This is a genomic window from Polyangium sp. 6x1, assembly GCF_029946515.1.
In the GTDB taxonomy this organism is placed as follows: domain Bacteria; phylum Myxococcota_A; class Polyangia; order Polyangiales; family Polyangiaceae; genus Polyangium.
In genome coordinates this window covers 295,760-306,638 of the sequence record NZ_JARZHH010000004.1, presented here as the reverse complement: position 1 = coordinate 306,638, position 10,879 = coordinate 295,760, and the positions used below count along the sequence as shown (strand labels likewise).

Below are 10,879 nucleotides of genomic sequence, written 5' to 3'. Positions count from 1 at the left end.
GGGCCGGGGCCGGGCGAGGCGCAGGACGCGCAGGGGCAGGCGCAGGCGCCGGGCGGGCCGCAGGTGCAGGCGCGCGGGCCGGGGCGGGCGCAGGGCGCGCAGGCGCCGCGGCAGGAGCCGGGACGGCCGCACGGCCACGCGGGGCCGCCTGCGCAGGCGCGGCCGCGGCGGGCTGGGGGGCGCGGGCCGGCAGCGGGGCGCCGGTCGAGACGTTGCCTCGCACGAGCGCGCCGGGCCGGATGCCGATCTGCGGCGCGCCGATGTCGCCGACGACGCGCGCGCCGGGCTCGAGCACGACGAGCTCGGTCGCCGACACGTTGCCCGCGACGGCGCCGCGCACGATGATGCGGCGGCCGGAGACGTCGCTCTTGACGAGCGCCGTCTCGCCGATGAGGAGCTCTCCCTGGACGGTGACGCTTCCCTCCACGAAGCCGTGGAGGTCGAGGTCCCCGTCGCCGCGGATGGAGCCGCGGATCGTGGTCCCGCGGCCGATGGTCGAGGGGGTCGTCATCGGCTTACACGTCCATGTCGACGTTGCCCTTGAACGAGGCACCGTCTGCGATGGTCAACCGCGCCGCTTTGACGTCGCCGACGAGGCGCCCGCCGGTGAGCAGATCGACGCGATCCGAGGCGCTCACGTTGCCCGTGACGTTTCCGCCGACCGAGAGCGAGGCGGCCGCGATGTCCGCCTCGACGACCGCGCCTCCCTCGACGGTCACGCCGCCGTCGACGCTCAGCTTGCCGCGAACCGTCCCGGCCACGACCACCTCCTCGTCGGAGGTGATCTCACCCTCGATCGTGATGCCGCTGCCGATGATCGTACCCGCCACCTTCCACGCTCCCTCGCCGCGCGCGCCGCAGCACGTTCGTGTTCCTCGGAAAAACTTTCACCGACCGCCGGCGCGGCCATCCAGAAGCTCGGCCGGCAGCTCGAAATCCGCCTCGATCCGCCCGGAGAACTCGGCGCCCTCGTCGAGGCTCACCTCGGTGCCGCCGAGGTTGCCCGAGACCTTCGCCGTCGCGCGGATCGCCACGGGACCACGCGCCGAGACGTCTCCGGTCAGGGTGCCGGCGATCGTCACGACCCCGGCCTCGACGTCGCCGTTGATCTCGGCGCCCTCGTCGATCAAGAGCTCGCCCGTGAGGCTCACGCCGCCCTCGATCTGGCCCTCCACGCGCAGATCTCCTTCGCCCACGACGCGTCCACGCACGCGCGTGCCGCGCCCGAGCACGGAGCCGCTCGTATCGAGATCGTTCTCTTGCATCGCCGGCGCTCGGACCATGGACCTCTTCTCCACGTTCGCGTCCGCCACGGCGAAACACGCGCGGGGCGGAAAGCGCGCGCAAGCTACTCCAAGGCGATCCGGCCCGCAACGCCTGTCTGTCGGGGCCACGCGCGCCGCGGCAAGCGAAGCGTCCCTCGCGGAAACATGCCACCATGCGGCCCGTGCCTTCCGCGACCGTACGGCTCGACGCACCTCGCTCTGCCTTGCGTGAGATCGCCAAGGGCTCCGCGTGGCTGCTCGGCACCGCGGCGGCCGTGCGCCTCGCCGAGGTCCTCGTCGGTCGCAATCCGCTCGTCGCCGCGCTCGTCGGCGCGATCATCGTGGACCTCGGCACGTACCGCGCCGGCGTGCGATGGGACCCGGACCCGAGCACCGGCAAGGAGCCACGAACGCGCGCGCTCCGTGGGATCGGGCTCGGGCTCGGCGTCGCGCTCGTGCTCGTGGCCGTGCCGCTCCTCGTGGCCGTGGTCCTCGGGTTTGCCGCGGTGAGCGTGGGCAGCCCATCGAGCTCGCTCGGGTTTGCCCTGCTCCGCGCGGCGGCCGTGGCGACGCGGGACGAGCTGCTCTACCGGGGTTTGCCGCTCGTGGTCGCGGCGCGCGCCGGGCTCGGGCCGCGCTTCGGCATCGGGTACGGCGTGCTCGCCGGCGTCGCGGCGCTCGCGCTCGTGCCGGGTGCGTCGTGGGAGGCGCTCGTGCTCGCGGCCGCGCTCGGAGCGCTCTTCGCAGTGCTCTGGACGCGCACCGGGGTCGCGTGGACGTCGGTCGCGGCGCACGCGGGCTTCATCCTCCTCGCGGGCGTGGGGCTGCGCGGCGGGATCGTCGACGTGACGTGGAAGAGCGGGCTGCTCGGAGACGGGCCGCGCGCGCGGGGCGTGGTGGCGCTCGTGGCCGCGGCCGTCGCCGTTGGAATGGCGATCGCCGCGTGGAAGAAACTTCCGGCGCGAGCGGTCGAAAAAGCGGACGCGTAGCGGCGCTGTCCAACGCAATGCGGCGCGAAAGCGGCGAGCGGCGACGGATGTCGTAATCGTGCGAGCCGTATCCGAGCCCGAGGCTTTACCTGGACGGGGAGATCGGATACCTCGAATGGTATGGGTCTCTCGGACGGCTCGATACCGACGGCGCGCGCGCGTGGCTTCCTTTTGCGGGGGGCGCTCGTCGCGGCGGCTTGTCTCCTCGTCGCGGGCTGCAAGGAAGGCGGCGCCGAGCCCACGGCCGAGCCCGACCGCCCGACGAGCCAGCCGGAATCCAAGGCCGAGGCGCAGGCAGCGCCGCCCGCGGCCGAAAAGCCCGCCCCCACGCCCGAGGCTCCGGCTGCGAAGGCGCCCGAAAGCGAGGCGAAAGCCGGCGCGGCCAAAGCTCCCGAGGCGGCCAAAGCACAGGCAGCCGGCCAGGCCCATGCGGACGTGAAGAAATCGGAGGCCCCCGGCGCCGCGCCCGAGCCTCCGCCGGCGCCCCCGCCGGCCGCCGCGCCCGAGCCTCCGCCCACCGTCGCCGCGGCCCCTGCGCCCACGCCCGAGCCGCCTCCGCCGCCGCCGGTCGTCTCGCCGAAGGTCGGCGAGCAGAGCTTCAGCCTGTGGATGCAATCCTCGGGCAGGTACAAGGCTGGGCAACAAGGCTTCGTCGAGGTGGTGCTCGTCCCGAAGGGCGATTTCCACTGCAATCAAGAATATCCGTACAAGATGAAGCTCGGCGCGCCGCCCGCGGGCGTCACGTATCCGACGCCGATCGTGCGGGCCGAGGGCGTGAGCGTGTCGGCGAGCCGCGCCGTGATGCGCGTGCCGTTCGTCCCGCAAAACGCCGGCGACGCGAACGTGGCCGGCAAGTTTTACTTCTCGGTCTGCACGTCCGAGCAATGCGTGATCGACAACCGCGATGTGGCGGTGACGGTGAAGGTGGAGTGAACGTCGATCAGCGCGGCGGCGCGGCGACCTTCACCCGCGCGTGCCCTGTGGCCGCCTGCCCGCTGCCCGCGGCGAACACCTTGAGCACATACTCCCCCGCCTCGGCCGGCAGCTTCACGCGAAACGCCGCGCGCCCTCCGGTGACGGCCTCTTCCATGCGCGAGATCACCTTGTCCGAAGCCGCGGCGTAGGTCTTTCGGAGCACGTCCCACGCTTCGTCCTCCGGCATCGCCCGGAGCTCCGCTTCGCCCAGGACCTTCGTCCGCACCACGCTGCGCTTCGTCTCGACCGTGAGGAGCGCCGTCCCCGTCGGGATCCCGGGCGCCTCCACCGCAATGGCCACCTCGGCGCCCGGCGCGCGCGGCTCCGGGCCGGAGGCGAGTAGCACCTTGGCGCTTGCCGGGTATTGCAGCACCGTCGCCGGATCACCGAGCAGGTTGTAGAGGCCCATGTGCTCCTCCGCGAGCGCCTCGGGGTCCGATTGAAAGAGCAGCGGCGCGAGCGGGACCTCCCCCTCGCGCATCCTCCGTTTCACCTTCACCACGCCCTCTCCGATCGTCGGCGCGCGCTCCTCGACGAACGTCTCGACGATCGCCTCGCCATAAAGCGCGTTCGGGTACGGGTGGCTCTCGCGGCTCGACGCGAACGCGGCGATCGCGCCCTCCGGATTCATGACGAGCGCCTCCGCGACGGAGCGGTGGTCATTGCGGAGATCGAAAAACCCCGTGTTGCAGGTGATCGACACGAAAAAGGGTTTGCCCTCGCCGATGCGCAGGCGCTTGAAATCCGCCATGTTGCCGATGTTGTACCGGCGGCCGTTGAAGCGCGCGTCGTCGAGGAACATCGGCGCCCCGTGGCCCACGTAGCCGGCGATGAGCGCGCCCGCGTCGAGCCGCTCGACGAGCCGGTCCCGGAGCATCGGGAAAGGATATGCATACGGCGAGCCCGCCTGCGGGACGACGAGGTCCACGTCCCAGTCGTAGGGGACGTCGTCGTCCAGGATCCGCGTCATCGTTCGTTCGATCAGAAAATCGGCCACGGCGCCGAAATTCGCCGGGCCGCTGAAGAGCGCGATGCTGCGGCGCCACGCGCCTTGCGGGCGCGCCGTCTCGTACTCGACGACCTTTTTCGCGAAGCCGAGCGCGTCCGAGGGCGTCCGCGCCGGTACCCGCCCCACGGCGAGCGGCGTGGGCGAGCGTTCGGCTGCCAGGTCCGGTTGTCCGGGCGCATTGACGTGCGCGAGGGCGTACGGGTGATCCGTCGGGTAGATCTCCTCCATGTAATGATAGAAGCCGCGGTCCTCGTCGCTCATGTGCGACGTGAAAAACGCGTGCTCCTCGTGATCATGATTCTCGTAGCCGAGCTTCGGCCGGTAAAACGTGGGCACGAACGTGGCCCCCGCGAGCGACTCTCCATAACCCGGCGCGTCGCCGACGAGCAGGACGAACCGCAGGCGTTTGCCCGCGCGGGACGCCGTCTCCCGGATCACCCCGGCGATCTGCTCGGGCGACAGCGGCTTGCCGCCCTTCGGAGCGAGGTCCTCGATGAAAACCCGCGCGACCCGGAGCCCGCGGCCCTCGCGATGCGCGAGCAGCGGCTCGATCCCTTCGAGCAGCGCGCGAGGACCTATCGCGATGTAATCCACGTCCGCGCGTGCCTTCGCGGCCGCCGAACCGGAAGGATGGTTCGTGGCGCCGCCAAGGCGCTGCGGGTCGGCCGCGCCGCAGCCCACGAGCCCGAGGAACACGCCGATCCGTGCGAAACGACGAACGCGCATCACGGGCAGTCTACCCGGGAAACCGGCCTCCCGGGAAGGGCCTGTCGTGATACGATCGCCCTCGTGCGCCGCTCGAGGCCGCGAGAGGCCCCGCGGGCACGGAATGGTGGGCACGGCCGTGAAACACCCTGGTCCTTTCGATTTCCACCCCGGGCGCGCCTTCGCGGGTCTCGCCCTCGGCCTCACGATCCTCGGCGCGGCTTGCTCCGCCACGGGCCCCTCGGCCTCGACGCGGGGCGCAGGCGGCAGCGGCGGCGGCGGCGGGGGCGCCGCCGGCTTCGATCCGGCCGGAGCGGGCGGCGGGCCCGAAACGCCCACGGATCCGAAGACGTGTGCCGAGGCCGCCGAGGCGCGGAGCTACGTCGGTTGCGATTTCTATCCGACGGTCGTCGACAACCTCGTGTGGGGGATCTTCGATTACGCGGTCGTCGTGGCGAACGCCGGCGACGAGCCCGCCTCGGTCACGGTGAGCCGGGGCAGCGAGGTCATCGCGACGGCGGACGTCGCGCCGAGCGGCCTGTCGACGATCTATCTGCCCTGGGTGGAGGAGCTGAAATCGACGGTCACGCCGTTCCTCTGCGCGACGCCGTCGATCAAGACCCAGACCGTCCGCGTGAACGGCGGCGCCTATCACCTCGTCTCGACGCGCCCCGTGACGGTCTACCAGTTCAACGCCCTCGAATACGCGGCGAAGGGCGGCCCCCCGGGCAAGGACTGGTCGATGTGCCCCGCGTACGCCTGCCCCAACACGAAGTGTTTTTCCTACTCGAACGACGCCTCCCTGCTCCTGCCGAGCACCGCGCAGACCCGCGCTTATCGCATCATGGGCCCGCCGGCATGGCTCAACCCGGAGAACAATTTCGAGTTCCCGCCCTATTTCGCCGTGACGGGTTTGGCGGACAATACCGCCGTGACGATCAAGCTCTCGGCGACGGCCTCGATCGCCGGCGGCGCGGGCGTGCCGAGCACGCCGCCCGGGGGGACGGCGACGCTCGCATTGAACCGCGGCGACGTCGTGCAGGTCGTCGGCGGCGCGGGCTCCGATTTCAGCGGCACGCTCGTCACCACGTCGGCCCCCGTGCAGGTGATCTCCGGCATTTCCTGCACGAACATGCCCCACGACGCGGTGGCGTGTGATCACCTCGAAGAGAGCGTCTTCCCCGCCGAGACGCTGGGCAAACATTATTTCGTCACCGTCCCGACGGCCCCGACGTCCACGCCCGTCGCCCACGTCGTGCGTCTCTATGGCAACGTCGACGGCACGACCCTCACCTACCCCGGCGGCGCCCCGCCCGGCGCGCCGAGCACGCTCGCGGCCGGTGAGATGGTCGAGCTCGACATGGTCTCGCAGGATTTCGAGGTCGTCGGTGACCACGAATTCGGCGTCGTCTCGTTCCAGATCGGCGCGTCGCTCATCTACCCGAACCTGCCCGTCGACCAGCAAAAAGGCGACCCGGCGATGAGCTTCGCCACCACGGTCGAGCAGTTCCGCAAGAAATACGTGTTCCTCGCGCCCGCCGATTACGATGCGAGCTACGCCGACGTGATCATGCCCCTCACGGCGACGCTCACGCTCGACGGGATGACGCTGTCCGTCAATCCGAAGCCCCTGAGCTCCGGCTTCGGCATCATACGCTTGCCGCTCTCGAACGCCGGCGGAGGCGCGCACGTGCTCGAGGCGAGCCTGCCCGTGGGCATTCAGGTCATGGGATACGGGACGTACACGAGTTATCAGTACCCCGGCGGGCTCAACCTGCGCGAGATCGCGCAGCCACCTTTGAAGTAGAGAGCCGCTCGATCACGGCCGCGAGCTCGACCGGATCGAGCGGCTTCGCCACGTGCGTGTCGAATCCATGCAAGAGCGCGCGCGTCCGGTCCTCCGGACGCGCGTACGCCGTGAGCGCGACGACCGGCGTCGTGCTCCCCTCCGCGGGCGACGAGCTGCGCAGCTCCTCGATGAAATGGTACCCGTCCTGCCCCGGCATGCCGATGTCGCACACGACCACGTCGGGCCGCGATTCCTTGATTTTGCCGAGCCCCTCGGCGGCGCTGCCGGCCACCAAAACCGTGGCGCCGCGGCTCGACAGGTACGCCGCGAGCATTTCGAGCACATCCGCCTCGTCGTCGATCACCAGGATGCGGTGGCCGTCGAGGCTCGGACCCCTGACCGGACCGAGGCCCTGAAATGCGGACGACCCGTCCGGCGACGCGACGAACGAATCCTGCTTTCGCGGCAAGCGGACCACGAAACGCGCGCCCTTGCCTTCGCCATGGCTCGTCACCTCGATCACGCCCCCGTGCAATTCGACGAGGTGGCGCACGATCGCGAGCCCGAGCCCGAGGCCGCCGAACGCGCGCGTCGTTCCCATGTCCGCCTGGCGAAACGGCTCGAAGACGTGCGGCAAGAACGCGGCCGGGATGCCTTTGCCCGTGTCCTCCACGGCGAGCTCGACGTGGTTGTCGTCGCCGAGGAGCGAGACGAACACCTGCCCGCCCGCGGGCGTGAATTTCACCGCATTCGAGAGCAAGTTCCACACGACCTGCTGCAATCGCGCCGGATCGGCGCGCAGCGGCGCGACGCTCGCGTCGAGGGCCCGGACGATGTCCACGCCTTTCGCCATCGCCGCGGGCCGTACGACGTCGATCGCCGCGTCCATCACGGCGATCGGGTCGACGTCCTCCACCTCGATTCGCATCGATCCCGCGAGGATCCTCGTCACGTCGAGCAGATCGTCGATGAGCTGCGCCTGGGCCCGCGCATTGCGCTCGATCACCTGCAGCGCCTTTGCCAGCGTCTCCGGCGGCGGCAATCTCCCGCGCAGGATCGTCGCCCAGCCGAGGATGGCGGTGAGCGGCGTGCGCAATTCGTGGCTCATCATGCCCAGGAAAAGATCCTTCGCGTGGTTCGCCTCCTCGGCGCGCCGCATTTCGGCCTTGGCCGTATCGAAGAGCTGGCCCCGCTCGAGCGCCTGCCCCGCGAGGCGCGCGAAGGTCTGCATTTCGCGGCGATCGTCGTCGTCCGTGAACCGCACCGGCGCGTCGTACAGGAGCCCGAGCGCCCCGGCGTGGCCTCCGCACGCCCGGATCGGCAAGACGAGCAGGGCCTCCGCGTCGAAGACGCGCCGCGCGAATCCGGGATAACGCAATTCGAGGGCCGCCCGATCGTCGAACCAGATCGGCATGTCGATGCGCACGGCGTCGGTCAGCGGCAGCGGCGACGCGAGCGGCAAACGCCGGCCGAGCCAGTGCGCGCGCATCGGCTCGGGCCAGCCGTCCATTTGCACGATTTCGAGGGCCTCCTCTTCGGCCACGACCTTCGCGAACACGCCGCGCGCGGCCCCGAACGCCGCGCGCCCCTCGGTCACGATGGCGCCGATCACCTCGCGGATCGTGCGCGCGGCCGAGAGCTTCGCAGTGAACGCCTGGAGCCGCTCGATACGCCTCCGTTCGCGCTCCGCCGCTTCATAGAGGCTCGCGAGGGCCGCCTCGTGGCGCTTGTGCTCGTCGATGTCCGTGAGCGTGCCGAACCATTGCTCGGGCCGCCCGGTCGTGGCGAGCAGGGGCCAGGCGCGCGAGAGGAACCAGCGATACTGGCCGTTCACCCCGCGCACCCGCTCCTCGCACTCGTAAATGTCGCCCGTCTGCTGGCACCGCGCGAACGCGCACGCCGCCCTCTCGCGATCGTCGGGATGAACGTGCTCGAGCCAGCTCACCTTCCGTCCGGTCTCGATGGTCCGGCCGGTATATTCCATGAATCGACGATTGTAATATTCAGGTCCGTCCGCGCCCCATATCCACACGAGGTGCGGCAACGCCTCGGCGATCGGGAGCAGGCTCGCCGCGCTCGGTGGCTCGCCTCCGTCCGAAACGGAGGAACCGTCGGGGTGCGCGCCGAGCAAACGCGGGGTTTCCCGTCGCAGATGCTCGATCTCGCGCTCCAGCGATTCGAGCGGGGCTTCCGGGTCCTCATCCGGCATGGCGGCCGCCCTCAGGGTCATTGCATTTCGACGCGGCGTCAAGCAGGCGCACGACGGCGACGATTGACGCGGCGTTTTCGTGCGAACGAGCGCGTCAGTCCTTTGGCATGCAGAGGCGCGCTTCCCATCCGCTCGCGCGCGGCTCTTCCGGATCGAGAAAGACGCGCTCGCCCACGTCGTAGGCGAACCAGCCGTTCACCTGGCACAGGTGCGAGAGCACGGGCACGGGGTTCCCTCCACCGGCGACCTCGACCTCGACCCGATCGACGACGTCGCCGGCGGGCAAAGCGAACCACATCGTGTATTCGCCTTCGTCGAAGATAGCCCGGGACGGATCGGACCAGTCGACGTCGCAGAGCAGCGACGAGATCGAGTCGCGCACATACGCGGGCGGACCCATGGGCCGCGGCCGCAAGCCCAGGCGGAGCTCGTCGGGCGGCGGGTGACCGTCGAAATTGAACAACACGACGCGCCAGCTCACCTTTCGATGGGTAGCATTTGCCCCCAGGACCACCAAGGCGAGGCGAGGTGCGCATGTCCTTGGAATCCACCGGCAGAGGCAAACGAAGCGAGCGAGAGGCGCGCGAATCGCAGGGCGGCGGACGGACTCATCCGCCCGGGGTGTCATGCGAAGTGGATCCCGTGACGCAGGCGCTCCACGACCTGCCGACCGCGAGCATGCCGGAGTCCGTCCTCTCGCTCGAAGAGCTCTCCGATTTGCACTCGTCGCGCGAATTCATCCAGCTCTTGCGCTCGAAGAGCGTGGACGCCCGGCGCATCAAGGCGGCCGTCGATTACGAGAACGAGCTGGAGAAGCTGCAGGTCGAGCTCGTGAAGATGCAGCGCTGGGTGCAGGAGGAGGGCAGGCGGATCGCGATCGTGTTCGAGGGGCGCGACGCGGCGGGCAAGGGTGGCACGATCCGGCGATTCACCGAATACCTGAACCCGCGGGCGATGCGCGTGGTGGCGCTGCCGAAGCCGACGGACGAGGAGACGGGGCAATGGTATTTCCAGCGCTACATGCGCCAGCTCCCGAACCGCGGCGAGATCGTGTTCTTCGATCGGAGCTGGTACAACCGCGCCGTCGTCGAGCCCGTGAACGGGTTCTGCACGCAGGAGCAATACGAACGCTTCATGCGCCAGGTGCCCGAGTTCGAGCACATGCTCGTCGAGGACGGCGTCGTGCTCGTGAAGTTCTGGTTCTCGATCTCGAAGGGGATCCAGAGCGCGCGGATCGAGGCGCGGCGCAAGAACCCGCTCAAGCAATGGAAGCTCTCGCCTCTCGACGGCAAGGCCGAGGCGCTCTGGGACGGCTACACGCGGTACAAGGAGATGATGTTTGGCCGGACGCACACGAGCTTCAGCCCGTGGATCATCGTGCAGGCCAACAACAAGCGGAAGGCGCGGCTCGAGAGCATCCGTTACGTGCTGTCGATCCTCGAGTACCGGGGCAAACAAGACGCGGGCATCTCGCTCCTCCCCGATCCGAACGTCGTGATGCGCTTCCACCGCGCGGCGCCCAAGGTCGACTGAACCGGTGTTCGTAGGCGTGACCACCTACACCCCATGCAGGTTCGTCGTCGGGAATTTCACCGATGCGATGCCGAGGGGGCCGCCTGAACGCCAACCTCTCGATTTCAGGTCGAGAAGTGCCTGGCCCAGGGCTTGCTCTATCTCTACGCGAGCGCCTGCTCCGGTCCCCCCCCCCGCCGTCGAGTAGGCGCTCTTTTTTTGTCCGCTGCCAGCCGAGGCGACGCAGCGTGAGCCCGTGGACGCGTTCGTCCGCCGTCCGCTCGCGCATCCGTCCGCGCCGCAGCCGCCGATCTGCCGGAACGTCCCGAGGCGCGGGTCGGGCAGACCCTCGCGACGTGCTCGCGTGCGCCCGCACGCAGCTCCGGTCCTGCATGGTTGTCGGCTCGTGGTTGCAGGGGTGAAGGG

At 69.9% G+C, this 10,879-nt stretch carries 10 protein-coding genes; 4 read left to right on the top strand and 6 right to left on the bottom strand.

Going from position 1 to position 10,879, the window contains the following annotated elements:
• The 3 genes from QHF85_RS07490 to QHF85_RS07480 form a co-directional block, all read right to left on the bottom strand.
• The coding region (locus QHF85_RS07490; protein WP_281326379.1) for a polymer-forming cytoskeletal protein at positions 1 to 511 on the bottom strand (511 nt) is incomplete at its 3' end.
• A gap of 4 nt (positions 512 to 515) precedes the next feature.
• Positions 516 to 830, bottom strand: a complete 315-nt coding sequence (locus QHF85_RS07485) for a polymer-forming cytoskeletal protein (protein ID WP_272418381.1) — start codon at positions 828 to 830, stop codon at positions 516 to 518.
• 57 nt (positions 831 to 887) lie between these two features.
• Positions 888 to 1,283 (bottom strand): polymer-forming cytoskeletal protein, encoded by a 396-nt coding sequence (locus tag QHF85_RS07480; RefSeq protein WP_281326378.1) that lies wholly within the window; start codon positions 1,281 to 1,283, stop codon positions 888 to 890.
• Between the two features lie 164 nt (positions 1,284 to 1,447).
• On the opposite strand from QHF85_RS07480, the gene QHF85_RS07475 reads away from it, so the two are divergent.
• Positions 1,448 to 2,254: a CPBP family glutamic-type intramembrane protease gene (locus tag QHF85_RS07475; RefSeq protein WP_281326377.1), complete on the top strand. Its 807-nt coding sequence runs from the start codon at positions 1,448 to 1,450 to the stop codon at positions 2,252 to 2,254.
• A gap of 120 nt (positions 2,255 to 2,374) precedes the next feature.
• Entirely contained in the window at positions 2,375 to 3,187 is an 813-nt protein-coding gene (locus QHF85_RS07470) for a hypothetical protein (RefSeq protein WP_281326376.1), read from the top strand.
• A 7-nt stretch (positions 3,188 to 3,194) separates the two neighbouring features.
• On the opposite strand, the gene QHF85_RS07465 is transcribed toward QHF85_RS07470, so the two are convergent.
• Positions 3,195 to 4,964 carry a C25 family cysteine peptidase gene (locus QHF85_RS07465; protein ID WP_281326375.1) on the bottom strand — a complete coding sequence of 590 codons (1,770 nt, stop codon included), beginning with the start codon at positions 4,962 to 4,964 and terminating at the stop codon, positions 3,195 to 3,197.
• Between the two features lie 118 nt (positions 4,965 to 5,082).
• Between QHF85_RS07465 and QHF85_RS07460 the strand changes: the two genes are divergently transcribed.
• Positions 5,083 to 6,750 (top strand): IgGFc-binding protein, encoded by a 1,668-nt coding sequence (locus tag QHF85_RS07460; RefSeq protein WP_281326374.1) that lies wholly within the window; start codon positions 5,083 to 5,085, stop codon positions 6,748 to 6,750.
• On the opposite strand, the gene QHF85_RS07455 is transcribed toward QHF85_RS07460, so the two are convergent.
• Both QHF85_RS07455 and QHF85_RS07450 read right to left on the bottom strand, forming a co-directional pair.
• Positions 6,713 to 8,941: an ATP-binding protein gene (locus tag QHF85_RS07455; protein WP_281326373.1), complete on the bottom strand. Its 2,229-nt coding sequence runs from the start codon at positions 8,939 to 8,941 to the stop codon at positions 6,713 to 6,715. The two genes, QHF85_RS07460 and QHF85_RS07455, sit on opposite strands and share 38 nt — an antisense overlap.
• Positions 8,942 to 9,035: 94 nt before the next feature.
• Positions 9,036 to 9,422 carry a hypothetical protein gene (locus QHF85_RS07450; RefSeq protein WP_281326372.1) on the bottom strand — a complete coding sequence of 129 codons (387 nt, stop codon included), beginning with the start codon at positions 9,420 to 9,422 and terminating at the stop codon, positions 9,036 to 9,038.
• 197 nt (positions 9,423 to 9,619) lie between these two features.
• On the opposite strand from QHF85_RS07450, the gene ppk2 reads away from it, so the two are divergent.
• Entirely contained in the window at positions 9,620 to 10,474 is an 855-nt protein-coding gene (gene ppk2 / locus QHF85_RS07445; RefSeq protein ID WP_348652721.1) for a polyphosphate kinase 2, read from the top strand.
• The last annotated feature ends 405 nt before the right edge of the window (positions 10,475 to 10,879 follow it).

Excerpts from the sequence above, each read along its gene's own strand:
- QHF85_RS07480 (WP_281326378.1), bottom strand. The coding sequence starts at position 1,283 with ATGGTCCGAGCGCCGGCGATGCAAGAGAACGATCTCGATACGAGCGGC.
- QHF85_RS07470 (WP_281326376.1), top strand. The coding sequence starts at position 2,375 with ATGGGTCTCTCGGACGGCTCGATACCGACGGCGCGCGCGCGTGGCTTC.
- QHF85_RS07465 (WP_281326375.1), bottom strand. The coding sequence starts at position 4,964 with ATGCGCGTTCGTCGTTTCGCACGGATCGGCGTGTTCCTCGGGCTCGTG.
- QHF85_RS07455 (WP_281326373.1), bottom strand. The coding sequence starts at position 8,941 with ATGCCGGATGAGGACCCGGAAGCCCCGCTCGAATCGCTGGAGCGCGAG.
- ppk2 (WP_348652721.1), top strand. The coding sequence starts at position 9,620 with ATGCCGGAGTCCGTCCTCTCGCTCGAAGAGCTCTCCGATTTGCACTCG.